Origin of the sequence: Nitratireductor thuwali (assembly GCF_036621415.1) — a bacterium.
GTDB lineage: Bacteria > Pseudomonadota > Alphaproteobacteria > Rhizobiales > Rhizobiaceae > Chelativorans > Chelativorans thuwali.
In genome coordinates, this window is the sequence record NZ_CP030941.1 from 2037366 (window position 1) to 2058301 (window position 20936).

A 20936-nucleotide genomic window follows, 5' to 3' on the forward strand; every position below is an offset into this window, starting at 1 on the left:
TCGAGACGATGCTGCAACATTGGGAACCGTCACGATGAGCATCCCGGCCCTTGCCGCCTACCGCCGCATCACCGTCAAGATCGGATCCGCCTTGCTGGTCGACCGGAAAACGGGCTTGCGCGAAGCCTGGCTCGAGGCACTGGTGGAAGATATCGCGCGGCTGGCAGCTTCCGGAGCGGATGTGCTGGTGGTCTCGTCCGGGGCGATTGCGCTGGGACGCACGGTGCTCGGGCTGGAGCGGCGGCGGCTGCCGCTCGAAGAGGCACAGGCGGCCGCCTCGGTCGGCCAGATCGCGCTTTCAAGCGCCTGGGCCAAGGAGTTCAGCCGACAGGGGCTCGTTTCGGGCCAGGTCCTGGTCACGCTCGGCGACACGGAGGAGCGCAGGCGCTATCTCAACGCGCGCGCGACCATCTCCACCCTGCTCAAGATGAAGGCCGTACCGATCATCAATGAGAACGACACGGTGGCGACCAGCGAGATCCGCTATGGCGACAATGACCGGCTGGCTGCGCGCGTGGCGACGATGATGGGATCGGACCTCCTGATATTGCTGTCGGACATCGACGGGCTTTACACCGCGCCGCCCGCGCGCGATGCGGGCGCCACGTTCGTTCCGGTCGTCGATGCCATCACACCGGAGATCGAGGCGATGGCGGGCGATGCGGCGTCGGAGCTTTCGCGCGGCGGCATGCGCACCAAGCTCGACGCCGGCAAGATCGCGACCGCCGCGGGAACGGCCATGGTGATCGCCTCGGGCCACACGATGCATCCGTTGCGGGCCATCGAGGAAGGCGCGCGCGCCACACTGTTCAAGCCCAGCGGAACCCCCGTGCGCGCCTACAAGACGTGGATCGCCGGGCAACTTGAGCCTGCGGGCACGATCGGGGTGGATCAGGGTGCCCTCAATGCGCTCGCAGCCGGAAAATCCTTGCTGCCGGCGGGGGTGAAGTCGGTCTCGGGTCGCTTTTCACGGGGCGACACGGTGGCTATCCTCGGGCCCGACGGTCGCGAGGCCGGCCGCGGCCTTGTCGCGTATGATGCCGAGGACGCCCGCAAGATTGCGGGACTCAAGACGAGCGCCATTGCCGACGTGCTCGGCTACGAGGCCCGCGCCGCGATGGTGCATCGCGACGATCTCGTGCTGGCCGTGCCCGTGAGGCGCGGCGATACGGTGAAAGCGGAGGAATAGATGCTGAACCCGGTCAACAAGGGCGGCGAGGACATCGCCGGGATGATGCGCGAGATCGGAACGCGGGCGCGGGCGGCGGCCCGGCCGCTCTCCACCGCGTCCACGGAGGCGAAGGACCAGGCCCTGCAGGCGATGGCGCAGGCGCTGACGGATCGGGCGCCGGCCATTCTGGAGGCCAATGCGCGCGACATGGAGCAAGGGCGCCAGTCCGGCCTGTCCGCCGCAATCATGGACCGGCTGCTGCTCGACGAGGAGCGCATCAGGTCGATGGCCGAAGGCGTCCGCGCCATTGCCGTGCTGAAAGATCCCGTCGGTGATGTCCTGGATGCCTGGGAGCGCCCCAACGGCCTCAGGATCGAGCGCGTGCGCACGCCGCTGGGCGTGATCGGCGTGATCTATGAAAGCCGGCCCAACGTGACGGCGGATGCCGGCGCGCTGTGCCTGAAAGCGGGCAATCCGGTCATATTGCGCGGCGGCTCGGATTCGGTTCATTCCTCGGCGGCGATCCATGCCGCACTGGTCGAGGGGCTGAGGTCGGCCGGCCTGCCCGAGGACGCCATACAGCGCGTGCCGGTGACGGACCGGGCGGCGGTCGGGGAAATGCTCAAGGGGCTCGACGGCAATCTCGACGTGATCGTGCCGCGCGGCGGGCGCAGCCTGGTCGAGCGCGTGCAGGCCGATGCGCGGGTGCCGGTATTCGCCCATCTGGAGGGGCTGTGCCACCTTTATATCGACAGGTCCGCCAGCCGGGAAATGGCGATAGGCATCGCTGTCAACGCCAAGATGCGCCGGACGGGCATTTGCGGTGCCGCCGAGACCTTGCTCGTGGACCGGGCCGCGGCGGACACGCATCTGGTTCCGGTGCTTGCCGCACTGGCTGCCGCCGGCTGTGAAATCCGGGCGACGGACGAAGTCCGGGCCCTGTTCCCCGATGCCGGCGAGGCGAGCGAGGAAGATTGGGCGACGGAGTATCTCGACGCGGTCATATCCGTGAAACTGGTGGACGGCGTGGCGGGCGCGATCGATCACATCGAAACCTGGTCGTCGCACCATACGGAAGGCATTGTCGCGGAGGATGCCGCCGCGGTCGAACGCTTCTTCAACGAGATCGATTCGGCCATTCTCCTGCACAACGCCTCGACGCAATTCGCCGATGGCGGCGAGTTCGGCATGGGAGCCGAGATCGGTATAGCCACGGGCAAGATGCATGCGCGCGGCCCGGTCGGCGTGGAGCAGCTCACTTCCTTCAAGTACCGCGTCCGCGGCGCCGGTCAGACCCGCCCGTGAGTTCCCGTCGAGAAGTCGTGGCGACTGAATTGTTCGGCGTTCCGGCCTCGTGCCTGCGCATGCCCCATGTGGAAAAAGGCATGGCCGTCGGCCTGTTCGGCGGATCGTTCAATCCGCCCCATGCCGGCCATGCGCTGGTGGCGGAAACGGCGCTGCGCCGGCTGCGTCTCGATCAACTCTGGTGGATAGTCACGCCGGGCAACCCGCTCAAGGACAGAAGCGCGCTCGCCCCGCTTTCCGAACGCATCGCCCTGTCGCGGGAATGCTCGAAGGACCCGCGCATCAAGGTCACTGCCTTCGAGGCGGCGCACAAGATCCGCTATACCGCCGATACGATCGAGCTGGTGCTGGCGTGCAATCGCGGCGTCAACTTCGTCTGGCTGATGGGAGCGGACAGCCTGCGCGATTTCCACCGGTGGGAACGCTGGCGAAAGATTGTCCGCTCGGTGCCCATCGCCGTCTTCGACCGGCCCGGCGCGACGCTCTCCTTCCTGTCGTCGAAAATGGCCAAGGTATTCGACCAGGCGCGCATCGACGAGGACGACGCGCCGCTGCTGGCCCGCCTGTCGCCGCCCGCCTGGACCTTCGTTCATGGCCCGCGCTCATCGCTGTCGTCGACACAGTTGCGTGAAACGGTCCGGAGCGCGGTGCTCTAGGTGTGGCTCAGCGCGACGGTGATCATCATCGCGGCCAGGGCCAGCACGGCCAGCTTCCAGAAATCCCGGCGCTTTCTCAACCCCGGCAGGCCGAGAGGGCGGATGAGGTGCAGGGCCATCATCGCCACGATCAGCAGGGAGAGCAATTTGGTCATCGGCAACCCAGGAAATGAGGAGCGGTTCTTGTGCACGGGGCGCACGGCAATGTCAAAAGGGCCCAACGCACGGAAGCCTATGGGGCAGAGGCAAAGCCGTCTTGACCTCGGACGCCTGACGGATCAGGTTCCCGCGCATGTGAAACGATGAGGTGAGACAATGGCACTGGATGGCAAGGCGGCGATCGTCACGGGCGCGGCGACCGGCATCGGTTATGCGATTGCAGAGCGGCTGCTGCGGGAGGGGGTGCGCGTGGTCATCGCCGATATCGATGCGGAGAAGGGTGCCCGCGCGATCGCGGATCTGGAGCAGTTCGGCGAAGTGCGGTTCGTCAAGGCGGATGTCGGCAAGAGCCTCGACGTGCACAACCTCGTCGCATCGACGATCGATACGTTGGGCGACATCGACATCCTCGTCAACAATGCCGGCATCGTGCACGGAGCTGACTTCCTCGACATCAAGGAAGAGGATTTCGACCGGGTTCTGAAGGTCAATCTCAAGGGCACGTTCATGGTGGGACAGGCGGTGGCTCGCTATATGGCCGACAAGGTGAAGGGCGGCGGCGCGCCTGGCGTCATCGTCAACATGTCATCGGTAAACGCGGTCTTCGCCATTGCCAACCAGGTGCCCTATTCAGTTTCCAAGGGCGGCGTGAATCAGCTCACCAAGGTGATGGCGCTGTCGCTGGCGCCCTATGGCATCCGCGTCAACGCCATCGGCCCCGGCTCCATCATGACGGACATGCTGGCGAGCGTGAATGCCGATCCGGCCGCCAAGAACCGCATCCTCTCCCGCACACCGCTGGGGCGCATCGGCGACCCGAAGGAGATCGCATCGATCGCCGCATTCCTGGCTTCCGACGATGCGAGCTACATCACCGGCCAGACCATCTACGCCGATGGCGGCCGGCTGCCGCTGAACTACACGGTGGCGGTGAAGGACGGCGAAGAGGACGAGGCGTAGGAGGGAAAATCATACCGCGTCTCTCCTGACAGAATGTTGTCATGACGAGTGTGCGATACGGGCAGTCACATCACTGAGGAGGATGAGAAATGCCCTTATTCGACAACACTGTTCTGTCTTCCCTTGCCGGTTGGGCCCAGGGCTGGCGGCGTCGCCGTCGCCGACGCGTCGGTGAGCGGATCATGAACGATCTGCCCCGCCATCTCCAGGACGACATCGGGTGGGAACCGCCGGCGCGAAACCGCCGGATGTAGATCATGTTTCGCTAATCGGCATCGTGACGTACTATCGGTCCGGGCACGGTGCCGATGAAAACCGGCTTCGGAGCATCCGTCGCGCTTTTTCACAACCGCCTCCTGACAGGAGAACCCATGACACATCAGCAAAAGACGATCGGAGTGGTTTTCATCGAGAACCTGGCCGACTGGGAATACGGGTTGCTGGCGGCCTCGGCGGTAGAATGGCTGGGCGCGCGCGTGGTCGCCTTGACACCCGATGGCAAGCCTGTTCGTTCGGCGGCGGGGCTCCAGGTGAGTGCGGATCGCGACATCGACCCGGCGGAAAACGAAGATCTGGATGCCCTTGCGCTTATCGGCTCTGATCGCTGGGCCTCGGCGGATGCGCCTGACGTTGCGCCGCTGCTGAAGAGAATGGCCGGGCGCGGCGGCGTCATCGGCGGAATTTGCGGGGCCACGCTGCCCCTCGCCAAGGCCGGCCTTTTCGCAAATGTGAAGCACACGAGCAACGACCGCGACTGGATCAACGAACATGCGCCCGGCTATGCCGGCGCGGCCAATTATGTCGATACGCCGAAAGCCGTCGCCGACGGCCGTATCGTCAGCGCGGCCGGAACGGCTCCCGTGACATTCGCGGCGAGCTTCCTGCGGCTGGTGTTTCCCGACCAGGAGCAGGTCGTGCAGCAAATGCAGAGCTTCATGGCGCGCGAGCACGCATAGGGCCCGCTGCGGCACAGCTGGTTCCTTCGCCTCGTTGGCACCCTGCTGACGGTATGTTGTCAGGAGGGCTGTGCGATAAGGCCTCATGACAAAGGACATGGAGAGGCGCGATGAGCGAGTACAGCCCTGACAACGCGGCAGTCTGGTTCGAGATACCGGTAACCGATATGGCCCGGGCCCGTGCCTTTTACGGCGCCGTTCTTCAAAACACCCTTACGGACATGGACGGACCCAATCCGATGGCACGGTTCGCGGCGAAGGATGACCAGGCGGTCGCCGGCCATATCTATCCCGGCAAGCCGGCTGCCGAGGGAACGGGGATCACGATTCACCTATCGGTTGCGGCTCCGCTCGAGGACGCGATGGCGCGCGTGGAGGGCAATGGCGGCAAGGTTGTTTCCCCCATCGTGCCTATACCCGCGGGACGATTCGTGTATTGTCTCGACCCCGACGGTAATAGCTTTGGCTTGTTCAACTAAGGATTGTCCCTCATGCGACGGGCGGACAGGCTGTTCCAGATCGTCCAGCATCTGCGCGGAGGCAGGCTCGTTACGGCCCGTATACTCTCCGAGCGGCTGGAAGTTTCGGAACGCACGATATACCGCGACATTGCCGATCTTCAGTCGACCGGCGTTCCGATCGACGGAGAGGCGGGCGTGGGCTATCTCATGCGCGAAGGCTTCGAGCTGCCGCCGCTGATGTTTACGCGCGACGAGATCGTGGCATTGGTGGCAGGAGCCCGCATGGTGCGTGCCTTCGGCGGCGCGGCCATGGCCCGGGCGGCCGAGGAGGCGCTGGTCAAGATCGGCACCGTGTTGCCCGAAGCCGAGCGCGAGCGCATTTCACGAACCGAGATCCACACGCCCGACTGGGTGATCTCGGATGCCGAGCGCCTCATCATCGACGAACTGGAAAAAGCGATCGAGCAGCGGCGGGTGCTGCGGCTCGACTATCGCGACGAGGCCGGCCGCGGCACGCTGCGGGACGTGCGCCCGCTTGGACTGTGGTTCTGGGGCAAGGTCTGGACGCTGGTCGGCTGGTGCGAGCTGCGCAGCGATTTCCGTGCCTTCCGCATCGACCGTATCGCGGTGATGAGCGAAGCCGGGCGCACTTTCAAGCCCGAACGCGGCAAACAGCTTGGGGATTTCTACCGCCGGTTGGAGCTGCGGGAGGGCTCCGGCAACGGCCACGACAGGTGATCCAGGCCACCTCGGCACTGGATAACAAAAGGGCTGTCCTTTCGGACAGCCCCCGTGTTTTCGTATTCTCACGCGGCCATGGCGGGCATCAACAGGCCCGTCCGCGTTTCATGCGCTTCAGCGGAAAGACTGCTCCCCGCAAAGGCAATCCATCGAGACCACGCTTGAACGGAAATCACTCGACATTGGATCACCTCCTTTCGTTTCGTTGCTGATGGACGCAATGTGGAGCCTAACGCCGTCATCTGCAAGAGGCGGAATCCGTAGGATGTCGGTTCCCTACTCGGCACAATCCAAATAGCGAGAAGAACGGGCTGCGGAACCGGAGGGCTCCGGCGCCTCCGGCTCGCAACGCGGAACCTGCCTTCACCCGCGCTTGTTCTGACGGTTCTCCACGAGGTCCTCGACGACGGCCGGGTCGGCCAGCGTCGAGGTGTCGCCGAGCGCCCTATAGTCGTCCTCGGCTATCTTGCGCAGGATGCGGCGCATGATCTTGCCGGAGCGGGTCTTGGGCAGGCCGGGCGCGAACTGGATTTTGTCGGGAGAAGCGATCGGCCCGATCTCGTTGCGGACATGGGCCACCAGCTCCTTTTTGAGTTCCTCCGAACCCTTCTCGCCGGACATCAGCGTGACGTAGCAATAGATGCCCTGGCCCTTCACATCGTGAGGATAGCCGACCACCGCCGCCTCGGAGACCTTCGGGTGCGAGACGAGCGCCGATTCCACCTCGGCCGTGCCCATGCGGTGGCCGGAGACGTTGATCACGTCATCGACCCGGCCCGTGATCCAGTAATAGCCGTCCTCGTCGCGGCGGCAGCCGTCGCCTGTGAAGTACTTGCCCTTGTAGGTCGAGAAATAGGTCTGGATGAAGCGCTCATGGTCGCCATAGACGGTGCGCATCTGCCCGGGCCAGGAATCGGCAATGCACAGATTGCCGCTGGCCGGGCCCTCCAGAACCTTGCCGTCGCCGTCGACAAGCTGCGGCCTCACGCCGAAGAAGGGACGCGTGGCCGAACCCGGCTTCAGGTCCGTCGCACCGGGCAACGGCGATATGAGAATGCCGCCGGTCTCCGTCTGCCACCAGGTGTCGACGATGGGCGAGCGCTCGTCGCCGACGACCTTGTAGTACCATTCCCAGGCTTCCGGATTGATCGGCTCGCCGACCGTGCCGAGGACGCGCAGCGACTTGCGCGAGGTCTTCTTCACATGATCGTCGCCGGCGCCCATCAGCGCCCGGATGGCGGTGGGGGCGGTATAGAAGATGTTGACCTTGTGCTTGTCGATGACCTGCCAGAAGCGCGAGGCGTCGGGATAGTTGGGCACGCCCTCGAACATCAGCGTTTGCGCGCCGTTGGCCAGCGGGCCGTAGACGATATAGCTGTGGCCGGTCACCCAGCCGACATCCGCGGTGCACCAGTAGATATCGCCTTCGTGATAATCGAATACATATTGGTGCGTCATCGACGTATAGACGAGATAGCCGCCGGTGGTGTGCAGCACGCCCTTGGGCTTTCCGGTGGAGCCGGAGGTATAGAGGATGAAGAGCGGATCCTCCGCGTTCATCTTCTCCGGTTCGCAATCCGTCGACGCCTTCGAGGTCTCATCGTCATAGGACAGGTCGCGGCCGTCGACCCAGTTCACGTCGGCGCCGGTGCGGCGCACGACCAGGACGTTGCGCACCTTGGCGCCGGCCTTCTCGGCGATCTCGATGGCCTTGTCCGTGTTTGCCTTGAGCGGGACCTTCTTGCCGCCGCGCAGGCCTTCGTCGGCGGTGATGACGAAATCGGACCTGCAGTCTTCGATGCGGCCGGCCAGCGAATCGGGCGAGAAGCCGCCGAACACGACCGAGTGGACCGCGCCGATGCGGGCGCAAGCCAGCATCGCGTAGGCGGCCTCCGGTATCATGGGCATATAGATCGTGACGCGGTCGCCCTTCTTCACGCCGTTCGACTTCATCACATTGGCAAGCCGGCACACGTGCTCATGAAGCTCGCGATAGCTGATCTTCTGGTCTTCGGCCGGATCGTCGCCCTCCCAGAGGATCGCGGTCTGGTCGCCGCGCTTTTCCAAGTGGCGGTCGATGCAATTGTAGGAGGCGTTGGTGGTGCCGTCCTCGAACCATTTGATGGAGACGTCGCCGTTAAAGGACGTGTTCTTCACTTTCGTGAACGGCGTGAACCAGTCGATGCGCTTGCCGTGCTTCGCCCAGAAGGCTTCCGGGTCGTCGATGCTGTCCTTGTACCACTTCTCATAGGTGTCCTTGTCGATCAGAGCGTCCTTCTTCCACTCCGGCTTGACCTGATGAACGTGTACTTCGGACATGATACCTCCTCCGGATGAATGCACGGCACAGCCGCGGCAGGCGCAAGAGGCGCCCCGCTTTCGCGCGCATTATTAACATTCTCGCGGTCACCACAACATTAGACGATGGCCGGACTGGCAGCCGAGGGGTCGTGGCTGTTAGCAGCAGATCGCGGTGGCTGCTAACATGTTGCTTTCATGAAACTTTTACGGCCCTAGGAGCATTTTGGTTATAGACGGTCAAGTCACACGAGGACAAAATATGGCTATGTTCAACGAATCGGAAAGGGAATCGATGCGTCCACATGCCGATATGGAGATGATGTTGAAAGGCTACGGCCTGACGACCGCCCACTTCCTCTATCATCTGCCGGATCATCCGCATCTTCTGCAGACCTTCATCTGGCAGCAATACGATCTCGCGCCGAAATTTCCCGCGCTTTACGGGTTCATCGAGTTCTGGAAGGAAAAGCTCGACGGGCCGCTCCACTCGGTAACCTATACCCACCGGGAACTGGTGAGCGAAAGGGAATGGCGCAACGTCACAGGCGAACTGGTTCTGCACTGAGATCGGCTGATCGCCGGCCTTGCCGGCCGACGTCGAAATGAAGGCTCAGCTTCGGCTGCCGAAGATGGCGGAGCCCAAGCGCACGCTCGTCGCGCCAAAGGCGATCGCCGTTTCGTAGTCGCCAGACATTCCCATGGAGAGCCTTTCCACGCCTGCCTCGCCGGCCAGTTTCTCGAGCAGCGCGAAGTGCGGTCCCGGAGTCTCCTCGAGGGGCGGGATGCACATCAGGCCGGCGACGGTGAGGCCGTGGGCCCGCCGGCAACGGTCGACGAAATCGACGGCCATGCGCGGGTCCACGCCGGCCTTCTGTTCTTCCAGCCCCGTATTGACCTGCACATAGACCGGCAGTTGCCTTTCCTGCTTTCGCATCTCGTCGGCCAGTGCCTTGGCGATCTTTTCCCGGTCGACCGTTTCGATGACGTCGAAGAGGGCGACGGCTTCCTTCGCCTTGTTGGACTGCAGGGGGCCTATCAGATGCAGATCTACGTCGGGAAACTCCTGCCGCAGTTCCGGCCACTTTCCCTGCGCTTCCTGGACCCGGTTTTCGCCGAAGATGCGTTGACCGGCTTTCAGCACAGGCCGGATGTCGCGGGCCTCGAACGTCTTGGAAACGGCCACGAGCGAGATCGATCCGGCCGGCCGGCCGGCTCGGCGCGCGGCCTGTTCGATCCGCTCCCTGACTTTGCGCAGATTGTCGATCATATCATTCATCGTCTGTCGCTCCAGCCTAAACGGTCCGTCAATCATAAGCCGAATCGGAGCCTTGCAGTTGACGCTCGCCACAAAGCGTGGTGAAGGTCCCGACCGACAATCAGCTTCTATCTGTGAAAATCCGGGCATGGCAACCGAACGTTACAATCCGCGCGTTTCTGAACCCCGCTGGCAGAAGGCTTGGGACGAGGCGAAGCTATTCGAGACCCGCGACGACGACGGGCGTCCGACCTATTACGTGCTGGAGATGTTTCCCTATCCATCGGGTCGCATCCATATCGGCCATACGCGCAACTACACGATGGGCGACGTGGTGGCCCGCTATAAGCGGGCAAAGGGCTTCAACGTTCTGCACCCCATGGGCTGGGATGCTTTCGGCATGCCGGCGGAAAATGCGGCGATGCAGAACAAGGTGCATCCCAAGGAATGGACCTACCAGAACATCGCGGTGATGCGCGACCAGCTCAAGACCTTCGGCCTGTCGCTCGACTGGAGCCGCGAGTTCGCAACCTGCGACGTCGATTATTACCACCGCCAGCAGATGCTCTTCGTGGATTTCTTCGAGAAAGGCCTGGTCGGGCGCAAGATCTCGAAGGTGAACTGGGACCCCGTGGACCAGACGGTGCTGGCCAATGAGCAGGTGATCGACGGCCGCGGCTGGCGCTCGGGCGCACAGGTGGAGCAGCGCGAGCTGGCGCAGTGGATCTTCAAGATCACCGACTATGCGCAGGACCTGCTCGACGCCATCGACGGCCTCGACCACTGGCCGGAGAAGGTGCGCCTGATGCAGCGCAACTGGATCGGCCGGTCCGAAGGCATGGCGATACGCTGGGCGCTGACGGAAGAGACCGCGCCGCCGGGCGAGAGCGAGCTGGAGGTCTACACGACCCGCCCTGACACGCTGTTCGGCGCTTCCTTCATGGCGATCGCCGCCGATCACCCGCTGGCCAGGAAAGCGGCCGCCGAAAATCTCGAGCTCGCCAGGTTCTGCGAGGAGTGCCGGCGCATGGGCACCTCCGCCGCTGCGCTTGAGACGGCGGAAAAGAAGGGCTTCGACACCGGGATCAAAGTACGGCATCCGTTCGACCCGGAATGGACGCTGCCCGTCTATGTCGCGAATTTCGTACTGATGGAATATGGCACCGGCGCCATTTTCGGCTGCCCGTCGGGCGACCAGCGCGACCTTGATTTCGCCAACAAGTACGGGCTGCCGGTCATACCGGTCGTGATGCCGGAAGGAGCCGATGCGGCGACTTTCCAGATCACAGAGGAAGCCTTCACCGATGACGGCGTGATGATCAATTCCCGCTTCCTCGACGGCATGAAGCCGAAGGAGGCTTTCGACGAGGTCGCCCGGCGTCTCGAAGAGGCGACGCTCGCCGGCCGGCCGGTGGGCGTCCGGAAGGTGAACTTCCGCCTGCGCGACTGGGGCATTTCGCGACAGCGCTATTGGGGCTGTCCTATCCCCATGATCCACTGCGAAAGCTGCGGCGTCGTGCCGGTGCCGAAGGAAGACCTGCCGGTCAAGCTGCCCGACGATGTGGATTTCGAAAAACCCGGCAATCCCCTCGACCGCCACCCGACCTGGCGGCACGTGACGTGCCCGCAATGCGGCGCTGAGGCGCGGCGCGAGACGGACACGATGGATACCTTTGTCGATTCGTCCTGGTACTTCGCCCGGTTCACGAGCCCTCACGCGCAAACGCCCACGGACCCGGAAGCGGCCAATCACTGGCTGCCGGTGGATCAGTATATCGGCGGCATCGAGCACGCGATCCTGCATCTGCTGTATTCGCGCTTCTTCACCCGCGCGATGAAGGCGACGGGACATCTCGATCTGGAGGAGCCTTTCAAGGGCCTATTCACCCAGGGAATGGTGGTTCACGAGACATACCGGGCGGAGGATGGCCGCTGGCTGTCGCCGGCCGAAGTGCGTCTCGAGGGATCGGGCTCCGAACGCACGGCCATCGAGATGGCCACGGGCAAGCCGGCCACAATCGGCCCGCTCGAAAAGATGTCGAAGTCGAAAAAGAACACGGTAAGCCCGGAGGAGATCACCGAATCGTTCGGCGCCGATACCGCGCGCTGGTTCATGCTGTCCGATTCGCCGCCCGAACGGGACGTGGAATGGACGGATGACGGCGCTGCGGGCGCGCACCGCTTCGTGCAGCGCGTTTGGCGGCTGGTGTCGGACATCGCGCCAATCGTCCGGGGCGTCGGGCCGCAGGCCGCGGCGGAGGGTGATGCAGCCGCTATCTCGAAACCCGCGCACAAGGCATTGAAAGCCGTCGGCGAGGATATCGAGCGGCTGGCGTTCAACCGCGCCATTGCCCGCGCGCACGAGCTGGTGAACGAGCTGAGCGCCGGCTTTTCCGGCCTCGACGCCGACGCTCCGCGCGAAGCAAAGGCTGCGGCGCGCGAGGCGGTGGAAATCCTCGTGCATCTCATCGCGCCGTTCATGCCGCATCTGGCGGAAGAATGCTGGGCTGCGATCGGCGGCACCGGATTGGTCGCCGCCAGCGCCTGGCCTTCATTCGACCCGACGCTGGTCGTGGACGACGAGATCGTGCTGCCGGTGCAGATCAACGGCAAGAAGCGCGGAGATTTGACAATTGCCCGCGACGCGGACAAATCTGCGGTTGAAGATGCGGTCCTGAAGCTCGATTTCGTGCAGAAGGCGCTGGACGGCGCCGCGCCGCGCAAGGTGATTGTCGTGCCGCAGCGCATCGTCAATGTCGTGGCCTAAGCTGGAGCAGTGAAGGTGGAAATTCGCACATTGGCCGGGGCCGGCCTTGGCCTGATACTGGCGCTTGCCGCCGGCTGCACCGTCCAGCCGCTGTACGAGAGCACCCCGGACAGGGCCGGCCTTGGCGCGCCGGCGGTCGATCTGTCGAGCATCGCAATCGAGCCTGTTTCCACGCGCTATGCGCAGGAAGTGCGAAACCATCTCATATTCCTCCTGTCCGGGGGCGCGGGCGAACCCGCCTCGCCCCGCTATGTCCTCGATCTCACGGTAACGCACAACACCAGCTCGTCGGTCCAGATCCAGTCGGGCAACGAGAATGAGCCGACGGCCGGTACGGTGACGATGACCGGCGCCTACCGTCTCAAGGACACGGCGACGGGGTCGGTCGTGGCCACCGGCCGGCGGAGCGTGTCATCATCCTTCGACAGGCCGCAACAGGAATATGCCGTGCTGCGGGCAGAGCGCGACGCCGAGAACCGTGCTGCCCGGGAACTCGCCGAGTTTCTACGCCTGGCCGTGGCGCAGGACATTGCGCGCCTCGACAAGCGTTGACCGGCTATTATATTGATCTGGAACTAAATCCTCGGGGGACCTTCGGGTGCGGGCGGTAATTGAAGCGTGTTGTCATTGCGACGTCACAGATTTCGGTGAAACAGCCGCCAGTGGAGTGCTTCGCTCATGGATATTCACACGACGCTCACATCGGTGGCCGGGGTGCTTGGAAGCCGGGTCCTGAAACGCGAGGTGCTCGACGCCGGCGCTCCTTCTCACGTCGTCGACCAGCTGATCGCCGAACGCACGACGCATTTGTCCCAGCATCCGCTATGGCCGGTGGCCAAGCCGCTGCTTTACCGCTACTTCCACTACCGGCAGGCGGTTGCGATGGCCGACACGGTGGCCCAGCTCTCGGGATGGGATGCCTTTACCTATATCAGCCAACTGCTGCTGCTGGATATTTCGGCGCGGGGCACCGAGAACATTCCGGCTGACGGCGGATTTATTCTGGCGCCGACCCACCCTACCGGCATTGCCGACGGCATCGCTGTTTTCGACCTGATGAAGGAGATCCGGCCCGATCTGGCGATCTTCGCCAACCGCGACGCACTCCGCGTCAATCCGCGCTTCCGCGACCTGATCATTCCGGTGGAATGGCGGCAGCACGAGAAGTCCCATGCCAAGAGCCGCGATACGCTGGAAATGACGGCCAAGGCTTTTGCTTCCAAGAAGGCGGTGGTGCTGTTTCCCGCCGGGCGGATTGCCTATTGGCACAAGGACAAGCTTACCGAACGGCCCTGGCAGCCTTCGGTGGTCGCGCTTGCCCGGCGCTACGAGGTGCCGGTCATCCCCGTCAACATTACCGCGCGCAATTCCGGGCTGTTTTATCTGTTGTCCAAATATTCGACCGAACTGAGGGACATGACGCTGTTTCACGAGCTTCTGAACAAGAAGGGGCGCGCGATCCAGATAACGATCGGCAGGCCTATCGCGCCGGCGCTCCTGGACGGGGAGCCGTCGGAAGTGGCCGAGAAGTTGCAGGAACATGCGGTCGGCCGGCTGCTGGAAGAGCCGGACGCGGCGTTCGCCCCCGGATAGCGCCTTACCGATCCGCAGTACGGCGCGAGCCGGAACATGCCGAACGCTCGGCAGCAGAAGCGGGTAGGCAGGCAAAGCCGGTGGAAGTTGTTCGGGCACGGCCGCCACGGTCGCTTTCCATCTGCGCCGCCTTCGGCCAAAGTGCGCACCATGCACCTGAAGCTCTCCGGCATCGCCAGATGCGTCATCTCCTGCTGTGTCCTGCCGGCAGGCACCCTCGCCGCCTTTGCCCACGCCTCTGAAAGGGGGCATGTGCTGCTCCTGCCGACCGGATACTACCTCATGGGCGGGGCGATGGCGGTCGTGCTCAGCTTCGCCATCCTGGCCTTGGCGCCGCCGGGCGCGCTGTTGCGTGCCGGCGCCTGGCGGCTTCCGCTCTGGCGCTACCGGCCCTTCGGCAAGGCCGCCGTCAGCACACTCTCCTTCGCCGCTTTCGGCTTCCTGATCTTCGTGGGCTGGGCCGGCAGCCGCGACCCGCTGGTCAATCTCCTGCCCTTGACCGTATGGACCCTGCTCTGGCTTTGCCTGACCCTGGCGCAGGGAGTTTTCGGCTTCTGGTGGCCATGGCTGAACCCCTGGTACGGGCCATGGCGTATCTGGACAGCCATGACCAGCAGGAGCCAGCCCGTCCTGATCCTGCCGAACCCGGTGGGCAAATGGCCCGCCTTTGTGCTTCTGTTCGCCTTCGCCTGGTTCGAACTTGTCTCGCTTGCGCCCGAAGATCCCGGCAATCTTGCCAAGGTAGTGGCCGCCTATTGGCTGTTCACCTTCGTCTGCATCATTCTCTTCGGCTATGCAGCGTGGATGGAAAGAGGCGAGTTCCTGTCGGTCTTCTTCCGCCTGGTCTCCCGTCTCGCCGTATTCGCTGCCGGCGCCGGGCGCCTCTGGCTGGTTCTGCCGGGAGCGAAGCTGCGGCATGCGCCGGTTCTGCCGGCAAGCGGTGTCGCCTTCGTGCTCCTGGCGCTGGCCTACATTTCCTTTGACGGGCTGATGCGCACCTTCGCCTGGCTCCAGCTTATCGGCGTCAACCCGCTCGAATTTCCCGGCCGCTCTGCAGTCGTGGTGCAGAACACGCTCGGGCTGGCCGGCACGACTCTCCTGTTTGCCGCGCTTTTTCTCACGGCGATCCTTGCGGGCGAAAGCTTGGCCGGCGCCAAGGGAACCGCGCGTGCGGCCGGCGCGCTGGTGTGGTCGCTTACACCCATCGCGCTCGCCTATCACTTTTCCCACTATCTCGTCGTCATGCTGGTGAACGGGCAGTACGCGCTGGTCGCCGCCTCGGATCCGCTGGCGCGCGGCTGGAACCTGTTCGGCACCGCGGACATGCCCGTCCGCGCCGGCGTGACGCTGGGTGCCGATGCCGCCTGGGTCATCTGGAATGCGCAGGCGGCGGCAATCGTCGGCGGCCACGTGCTGGCGGTGATTCTCGCGCACGCCACCGCCTACCGGCTTTACGGCAGTGCACGGCGCGCCGCGCTGAGCCAGATTCCGATGGCGATCCTGATGATATTCTACACCGTTTTCGGCCTGTGGTTGCTGTCCACGCCCACCGCGGGCTGACATGCCCTCGCATAACGCTGCGTCATGTTGTATTGCCAATGGCCGGGAATGGTGATTTAGTTTGTACACAAGTGATTTTTGTGGCGAGAGAGGGCACAAAAAAGCGCCCCACCGCCCGGTTGGACTGTCTTGAACAGAGGGGAACCGGTATGACTGAAAATCGCAAATCCACCATTCTCACGCCGCACGGCCTGACGCGCCGAAATGCGTTGAAAGGCCTTGGAGCAGCAGCCGGCCTGATCGCCGCGCCCGGCTTTGTCCGCTATGGACAGGCCCAGTCCTCCGAACCCATCAAGATCGGCTTTCAGTGCCATCGCACCGGCATCGGCGCCGCCTATGGCCGCTGGTATGAACGCACCACGACGGCCGCGGCCAAGCTGATCAACGAGGCCGGCGGCATCAACGGCCGGCCGCTCGAAATCATCATCGAGGACGATGGCACCGATCCCAAGCGCGGTGCCGAAGTGGTCGAGAAATTCGCCAACCAACATAAGGTCGATCTCGTCTACGGCACGCTGTTCAGCCACGTCGTCGTCGGCTCCGCGCCTGCCGCGGGCGAACTGAAGATGCCCTACTATGTGGTCAGCGAGGGCTACCACGTCGCCTCGGGCAAGATGAATCGCTATTGCGTGCAGCCGGGCATCACCGACGTGAAGGCGCAGGTCCGCTCGGTTGCGCCGTGGATCGCCAATAATCTCGGCAAGAAGATCACCCTGATCTATCCCGACTACGCATTCGGCCACGATCACCGCGACTTCTTCGAGCCGGCGATCCAGGCCCAGGGCGGACAGGTGGTCGCCAAAGTGCCGATCCCGCCGACGGAGACCTCGTTCACCCGCTATCTGCCGCAGATCCCTTCCGACACGGATGTGATCTATCATGTCATGGTCGGCCCGGCGGTCCTCACCTTCGTCAAGGAACTCGGCGAGTTCTTCGGCAATTCCGGACCGCAGCTCTTCGGCTTCATCGATTCCCTCGAAGCCGTCGACATCAACAGCCCCGGCCTGGAATTTCTGGACGGCAGCCATTTCTGGGAAGGCATGCCGCGCTATGCGCAGCCCGACCAGCCGGATTACGTATCCTTTTACCGCGAGACGGTCGGCATCGACGAAAACGGCGCCAGTGTCGACGATCCGAAGGATGTCTCCACCGCTGCCCACATGTTCGGCTGCTGGGAGACGCTGTATGTCATCAAGGCGGCGATGGAAGCCTCCGGCTATGCCGGCCCCGGCGACCGCGCCAAGCTGATCGAAGCGACCGAGGCCATGACCGAAATGGAGGCCGGCCGCGAGCACCCGCAGGGCAAGAAGCGCTTCAACGGCAAGATTCACCAGGTCTTCGGCGAACAGAATATCTCCAGGGTCGAAGGTGGCAGGCTCAACGTCGTGCATCGCACGTCGATCGAGGACGGTCTTTACGAGCCGGAGGCCGATTACACGACGATGTCGTTCTGATCCGGCAACCGGACGCGCAGTGCTCCTACCGACGCCATCAACGCCGAGGAAGCTCGTGGATGTGTTTTGGAGGGCCCAGGGTGCCCATCCCGCCGACTCCTGGGACCCATTGGAAGAGTATCGGGAACATCGCCCCGGCGCGCCTCAACACCGGCAGCTCTTTCTGCGCAGACCGGCCGGACCTCTCAATGGGGCCCGGCTCTCCCTCCGGTTCGGCCGGGATAGCGCGCGCGGTGCCTGGTATTGACCTCACAGCCCATTCCACTGCTTCCAGGAGTTCGCCGCTAACCCATGGCCTTCGGACCCTATCTTCTCCTCGCCACGCTTGAAGGCCTCGTGACGGCGGCGGTGCTGTCGCTCATGGCGCTGGGCCTCTCGCTGGTCTTCGGCGTCATGCGCGTCGTCAACGTCGCCCATGGCGAGTTCTACATGCTGGGCGCGGTGCTGGCCTGGTGGTTCTCGACCATGCTGGGCGGCCATCCGGCCGTCGGCTTTCTGCTTGCGCTGGTGCTGAGCCCGCTCGTCGTCGCCGCTGTCGCCTTCGTCGCCGAGCGCCTTGTCCTTAGCCGGCTCAATTATGAGCCGGAGGCGACCATCGTCGCCACCATCGGCCTGCTCTACATCATCCAGCAGCTCGCGCTCAGCTTTTACGGCGCGGACGCCCGCCCGGTGGAAGCGCCGTTCAGCTATCGCATCCAGCTGCCCTGGTTCGGCTATTCCGCCTATAAGCTCGCCGTCATCGCTGCGTCCATGGTTATGATGATCGGCACATGGTTGGTGCTTACCCGCACGAAGATCGGGCTCGTCATGCGCGCCACGCAGTACGACCGCGAGACGGCGCAGGCCTTCGGCATTCCCGTCGGCAAGGTCTATGCCGGTGTCTTCGCGCTGGGCGCGGCGCTGGCCGCCTTTGCCGCTGTCCTCATCGTGCCGATCCAGCAGGCGCACTACCTGATGGGCCACGATCCGCTGCTTCTGTCCTTCATCGTCGTCATCATCGGCGGGCTCGGCTCGCTGCGCGGCACGGTCGTCGCCGCCATTCTCATCGGGCTTTCGGACGGCATCGTCTCCATGTTCTTTTCGCCGACGCTCGCCAAGATGCTTGCGACGTTCCTCGTTGCCATGGTCCTCGTCTTCCGCCCGCAGGGCCTGTTCGGAGCGGCCGCGCGATGATTTCCCTTCTCCCGCGCGGCAAGACGCTGGTTCTGCATATCGGGATCGTCCTGGTGCTGCTCGCGCTCAATTTCATCCTTCCCGAATATCACCGCGGCGTCTTCTCGCGCGTCCTCGTGCTCGCCGTATTCGCCATGGGCTACAACATCGCGTTTGGCTACACGGGCCTGCTCAGCCTCGGGCATGCCATGTTCTTCGCCGCCGGCCTCTACGGCGCGGGGCTGACCATCTATCATCTGGACTGGGGCGTCTGGCCTGCTTTCGCGACGGGGCTTGCGGCCGGCCTCGCGCTGGCGCTTCTGGTGGGCGCGCTGGCGCTGCGGACGACCGGCGTCGCCTTCATGATCGTGACACTGATGTTCGCCCAGGTCTTCTACCTCACCACCCTTTATTTCACGACCTATACGCGCGGCGAGGAAGGGCTGGTCCTGCGGCAGCAAGCCCGCGTTCTTGCGTTTCCCGGCGGCGCGCTCGATCTCTCCGACCCATCGACACGCTATCTGGTCGCGCTCACGCTCTTCACCCTCGTCCTCGGCGCCGTGCTGTTTCTGGTCCGTGCGCCGTTCGGCCGTTCGCTGGTGGCCATAAAGGAGAACGAGGAGCGCATGCGCATGCTGGGCTACGACGTCTTTGCCAACAAGCTTCTGTCCGTCGCTCTTTCGGGCCTCGTCTGCGCGGCCTCGGGCGCGGCCTATGCGGTGCTGTTCGGCTATGTCGGATCCGGTTTCGCGGCGATCCAGTATTCGATACTGCCGCTGCTCTGGGTGCTTTTAGGCGGCGCGGCGACGACGCTCGGACCCCTGATCGGCACGCTGCTCATGTTCTATGTGATCGACCTTGCCTCCAGCCACACGACGGCGCATCTCCTGGTCGTCGGCCTCGTCCTGATCGGTCTCATCCTTTACTTCCCGAAGGGCATCGTCGGCACGATACGAGAAAGGTGGGCGCCATGGCTGCCGTGAACCCCCTTCTTTCCACCAACGCGCTCAGCCGCTCCTTCGGCGGGCTGAAGGCCGTCGAGAAGGTGGATTTTTCGCTGCCTGAGGGCCAGACCCGCGCCATCATCGGGCCCAATGGTGCCGGAAAGACCACCTTCGTCAGCCTCGTCTGCGGCCGCGTTGTCCCCAGTTCGGGCACCGTGGTCTTCGACGGAAGCGACATCTCGCGGATGCCTGCCCACAAGCGCGTGCGCGCCGGCATCGCCTACACGTTTCAGATCACCTCCATCTTCGCCAATCTTACGGTGTTCGACAATGTGGCGCTTGCCGTCCAGCGGCGGCTGCTCGGCGACAGGCAGAACGGGCTCTCCAGCCGCCTGCTGCTGAAACACGGCCTCGACGCACTGGAAAAGGTCGGACTCGGCAGCTATGCCGAAGCGCTGGCGGGCAACCTCGCCTATGGCCACCAGCGCCTGCTGGAAGTGGCGATGGGGCTGGCGCTCAAGCCGCGCCTGCTGATCCTCGACGAGCCCACGCAGGGACTGTCGGACGGCGAGATCGAAAGCTTCATCGCGCTTGTCCGCGAGATCGGCAGCGAGGCGACCGTGCTTCTCATCGAGCACAATATGGACGTGGTCATGGCACTGGCCGAGCGCATCACTGTCATGGAACAGGGCCGCATCCTGGCCGAAGGCACGCCGGACGAAATCCGCGCGGACAAGGCCGTGCAACGAGCCTACCTCGGAGGCGATGCGTGAACGCGATACTCACCCTCGACGCCGTCGATAGCGGCTACGGCAAGGTGCAGGTGCTGCGCGGCCTTTCGCTCGACCTGAGGCCGGGCGAGGTGCATTGCCTGCTCGGCCGCAACGGCGCCGGCAAGACCACGGCCCTCAAGGCGATCATGGGACTGCTGCCCGTCTCGGTGGGGAAGATCGTGCTGGACGGCAGGATGATCTCCGGCCTGCCCGCCCATGAAGTCCCGCGCGCGGGCATCGCCTACGTGCCTCAAGGCCGCCGGCTCTTTTCGGAACTGACCGTCGGCGAGAACATCGAGGTCGGCCTGATGACGCGCGGCAAGGGCGGCGAGACCCGCGACAGCGTGCTGGATCTGTTTCCGGTGCTGCGCGAGCGCCTGAAGCAGCGGTCGGGCACGCTTTCCGGCGGCGAGCAGCAGATGCTGGCGATGGCCCGGGCGCTTTGCATCGAGCCGAAGGTGCTGCTGCTCGACGAGCCGACCGAAGGGCTGATGCCCTCGATGATCGCCCGCATCCGGGAAACGGTCGCCTCCCTGCGCGAACGCGGCGTCTCCACCATTCTGGTGGAACAGCGCGTCGACGCCGTGCTGCCGGTCGCCGACCGCGTTTCCTTCATTGAAAACGGACGCAACCGAGAAACGGTGGACATCGCGCAACTTCAGGCCGACCCGGGCATGGTTCACCGCTATGTGGGCGTGGGATAAGAGCGATCCCAGGAAAAGTGGAAG

At 64.1% G+C, this 20936-nt stretch carries 20 protein-coding genes; 17 read left to right on the forward strand and 3 right to left on the reverse strand.

Annotated elements, in window-relative coordinates; translation table 11 throughout:
* Positions 1-34: 34 nt before the first annotated feature.
* The 3 genes from proB to NTH_RS09845 are packed head-to-tail and all read left to right on the forward strand — an operon-like array spanning position 35 to position 3132.
* Complete coding sequence (gene proB / locus NTH_RS09835) at positions 35-1189, forward strand: glutamate 5-kinase (protein ID WP_422392374.1); 1155 nt, start codon at positions 35-37, stop codon at positions 1187-1189.
* Positions 1190-2476: a glutamate-5-semialdehyde dehydrogenase gene (locus NTH_RS09840; RefSeq protein ID WP_338529849.1), complete on the forward strand. Its 1287-nt coding sequence runs from the start codon at positions 1190-1192 to the stop codon at positions 2474-2476.
* Positions 2477-2535: 59 nt separating this feature from the next.
* Complete coding sequence (locus NTH_RS09845; protein WP_338531859.1) at positions 2536-3132, forward strand: nicotinate-nucleotide adenylyltransferase; 597 nt, start codon at positions 2536-2538, stop codon at positions 3130-3132.
* On the opposite strand, the gene NTH_RS09850 is transcribed toward NTH_RS09845, so the two are convergent.
* The gene (locus tag NTH_RS09850; RefSeq protein WP_338529850.1) at positions 3129-3287 is read right to left on the reverse strand and encodes a hypothetical protein; all 159 of its coding nucleotides are present in this window, start codon (positions 3285-3287) and stop codon (positions 3129-3131) included. The two genes, NTH_RS09845 and NTH_RS09850, sit on opposite strands and share 4 nt — an antisense overlap.
* Before the next feature lie 160 nt (positions 3288-3447).
* On the opposite strand from NTH_RS09850, the gene NTH_RS09855 reads away from it, so the two are divergent.
* The 4 genes from NTH_RS09855 to NTH_RS09870 all read left to right on the forward strand — a co-directional run bounded on the left by NTH_RS09855 (position 3448) and on the right by NTH_RS09870 (position 6406).
* Positions 3448-4251: an SDR family NAD(P)-dependent oxidoreductase gene (locus tag NTH_RS09855; protein ID WP_338529851.1), complete on the forward strand. Its 804-nt coding sequence runs from the start codon at positions 3448-3450 to the stop codon at positions 4249-4251.
* A gap of 371 nt (positions 4252-4622) precedes the next feature.
* Positions 4623-5207: a DJ-1/PfpI family protein gene (locus NTH_RS09860; protein ID WP_338529852.1), complete on the forward strand. Its 585-nt coding sequence runs from the start codon at positions 4623-4625 to the stop codon at positions 5205-5207.
* Between the two features lie 110 nt (positions 5208-5317).
* On the forward strand, positions 5318-5686 hold the full coding sequence (locus NTH_RS09865) for a VOC family protein (RefSeq protein WP_338529853.1): 369 nt from the start codon (positions 5318-5320) through the stop codon (positions 5684-5686).
* A gap of 12 nt (positions 5687-5698) precedes the next feature.
* Complete coding sequence (locus NTH_RS09870; RefSeq protein ID WP_338529854.1) at positions 5699-6406, forward strand: helix-turn-helix transcriptional regulator; 708 nt, start codon at positions 5699-5701, stop codon at positions 6404-6406.
* Positions 6407-6772: 366 nt separating this feature from the next.
* On the opposite strand, the gene acs is transcribed toward NTH_RS09870, so the two are convergent.
* Positions 6773-8728 (reverse strand): acetate--CoA ligase, encoded by a 1956-nt coding sequence (acs, locus tag NTH_RS09875; RefSeq protein ID WP_338529855.1) that lies wholly within the window; start codon positions 8726-8728, stop codon positions 6773-6775.
* A 274-nt stretch (positions 8729-9002) separates the two neighbouring features.
* On the opposite strand from acs, the gene NTH_RS09880 reads away from it, so the two are divergent.
* Entirely contained in the window at positions 9003-9275 is a 273-nt protein-coding gene (locus NTH_RS09880; protein ID WP_338531860.1) for an aspartate-semialdehyde dehydrogenase, read from the forward strand.
* A gap of 45 nt (positions 9276-9320) precedes the next feature.
* Here NTH_RS09880 and NTH_RS09885 read toward each other — a convergent pair whose 3' ends face one another.
* Positions 9321-9977, reverse strand: coding sequence for a YggS family pyridoxal phosphate-dependent enzyme (locus tag NTH_RS09885; RefSeq protein WP_422392434.1), 657 nt, complete (start codon positions 9975-9977; stop codon positions 9321-9323).
* A 136-nt stretch (positions 9978-10113) separates the two neighbouring features.
* Between NTH_RS09885 and leuS the strand changes: the two genes are divergently transcribed.
* From leuS to NTH_RS09930, 9 genes are all read left to right on the forward strand, one after another.
* A complete protein-coding gene (gene leuS, locus NTH_RS09890; protein WP_338529857.1) occupies positions 10114-12732 on the forward strand; it encodes a leucine--tRNA ligase in 2619 nt (872 codons plus the stop codon).
* A gap of 15 nt (positions 12733-12747) precedes the next feature.
* Positions 12748-13284 (forward strand): LPS assembly lipoprotein LptE, encoded by a 537-nt coding sequence (gene lptE / locus NTH_RS09895; RefSeq protein ID WP_338529858.1) that lies wholly within the window; start codon positions 12748-12750, stop codon positions 13282-13284.
* Positions 13285-13410: 126 nt separating this feature from the next.
* A complete protein-coding gene (locus NTH_RS09900; protein ID WP_338529859.1) occupies positions 13411-14325 on the forward strand; it encodes a GNAT family N-acetyltransferase in 915 nt (304 codons plus the stop codon).
* Positions 14326-14475: 150 nt separating this feature from the next.
* Positions 14476-15885: a hypothetical protein gene (locus tag NTH_RS09905; RefSeq protein ID WP_338529860.1), complete on the forward strand. Its 1410-nt coding sequence runs from the start codon at positions 14476-14478 to the stop codon at positions 15883-15885.
* 149 nt (positions 15886-16034) lie between these two features.
* The gene (locus NTH_RS09910; RefSeq protein WP_338529861.1) at positions 16035-17339 is read left to right on the forward strand and encodes an ABC transporter substrate-binding protein; all 1305 of its coding nucleotides are present in this window, start codon (positions 16035-16037) and stop codon (positions 17337-17339) included.
* Between the two features lie 291 nt (positions 17340-17630).
* Complete coding sequence (locus NTH_RS09915; RefSeq protein ID WP_338529862.1) at positions 17631-18512, forward strand: branched-chain amino acid ABC transporter permease; 882 nt, start codon at positions 17631-17633, stop codon at positions 18510-18512.
* Positions 18509-19474 carry a branched-chain amino acid ABC transporter permease gene (locus NTH_RS09920; protein ID WP_338529863.1) on the forward strand — a complete coding sequence of 322 codons (966 nt, stop codon included), beginning with the start codon at positions 18509-18511 and terminating at the stop codon, positions 19472-19474. Before NTH_RS09915 ends, NTH_RS09920 begins: the two co-directional genes overlap by 4 nt.
* Positions 19462-20208 carry an ABC transporter ATP-binding protein gene (locus tag NTH_RS09925; protein ID WP_338529864.1) on the forward strand — a complete coding sequence of 249 codons (747 nt, stop codon included), beginning with the start codon at positions 19462-19464 and terminating at the stop codon, positions 20206-20208. Before NTH_RS09920 ends, NTH_RS09925 begins: the two co-directional genes overlap by 13 nt.
* The gene (locus NTH_RS09930; RefSeq protein WP_338529865.1) at positions 20205-20912 is read left to right on the forward strand and encodes an ABC transporter ATP-binding protein; all 708 of its coding nucleotides are present in this window, start codon (positions 20205-20207) and stop codon (positions 20910-20912) included. Before NTH_RS09925 ends, NTH_RS09930 begins: the two co-directional genes overlap by 4 nt.
* The last annotated feature ends 24 nt before the right edge of the window (positions 20913-20936 follow it).

Coding starts and splice junctions, on each gene's coding strand:
- proB (WP_422392374.1), top strand. CDS start 35: ATGAGCATCCCGGCCCTTGCCGCCTACCGCCGCATCACCGTCAAGATC.
- NTH_RS09840 (WP_338529849.1), top strand. CDS start 1,190: ATGCTGAACCCGGTCAACAAGGGCGGCGAGGACATCGCCGGGATGATG.
- NTH_RS09845 (WP_338531859.1), top strand. CDS start 2,536: ATGCCCCATGTGGAAAAAGGCATGGCCGTCGGCCTGTTCGGCGGATCG.
- NTH_RS09850 (WP_338529850.1), bottom strand. CDS start 3,287: ATGACCAAATTGCTCTCCCTGCTGATCGTGGCGATGATGGCCCTGCAC.
- NTH_RS09855 (WP_338529851.1), top strand. CDS start 3,448: ATGGCACTGGATGGCAAGGCGGCGATCGTCACGGGCGCGGCGACCGGC.
- NTH_RS09860 (WP_338529852.1), top strand. CDS start 4,623: ATGACACATCAGCAAAAGACGATCGGAGTGGTTTTCATCGAGAACCTG.
- NTH_RS09865 (WP_338529853.1), top strand. CDS start 5,318: ATGAGCGAGTACAGCCCTGACAACGCGGCAGTCTGGTTCGAGATACCG.
- NTH_RS09870 (WP_338529854.1), top strand. CDS start 5,699: ATGCGACGGGCGGACAGGCTGTTCCAGATCGTCCAGCATCTGCGCGGA.
- acs (WP_338529855.1), bottom strand. CDS start 8,728: ATGTCCGAAGTACACGTTCATCAGGTCAAGCCGGAGTGGAAGAAGGAC.
- NTH_RS09880 (WP_338531860.1), top strand. CDS start 9,003: ATGCGTCCACATGCCGATATGGAGATGATGTTGAAAGGCTACGGCCTG.
- NTH_RS09885 (WP_422392434.1), bottom strand. CDS start 9,977: ATGATCGACAATCTGCGCAAAGTCAGGGAGCGGATCGAACAGGCCGCG.
- leuS (WP_338529857.1), top strand. CDS start 10,114: ATGGCAACCGAACGTTACAATCCGCGCGTTTCTGAACCCCGCTGGCAG.
- NTH_RS09900 (WP_338529859.1), top strand. CDS start 13,411: ATGGATATTCACACGACGCTCACATCGGTGGCCGGGGTGCTTGGAAGC.
- NTH_RS09905 (WP_338529860.1), top strand. CDS start 14,476: ATGCACCTGAAGCTCTCCGGCATCGCCAGATGCGTCATCTCCTGCTGT.
- NTH_RS09910 (WP_338529861.1), top strand. CDS start 16,035: ATGACTGAAAATCGCAAATCCACCATTCTCACGCCGCACGGCCTGACG.
- NTH_RS09915 (WP_338529862.1), top strand. CDS start 17,631: ATGGCCTTCGGACCCTATCTTCTCCTCGCCACGCTTGAAGGCCTCGTG.
- NTH_RS09920 (WP_338529863.1), top strand. CDS start 18,509: ATGATTTCCCTTCTCCCGCGCGGCAAGACGCTGGTTCTGCATATCGGG.
- NTH_RS09925 (WP_338529864.1), top strand. CDS start 19,462: ATGGCTGCCGTGAACCCCCTTCTTTCCACCAACGCGCTCAGCCGCTCC.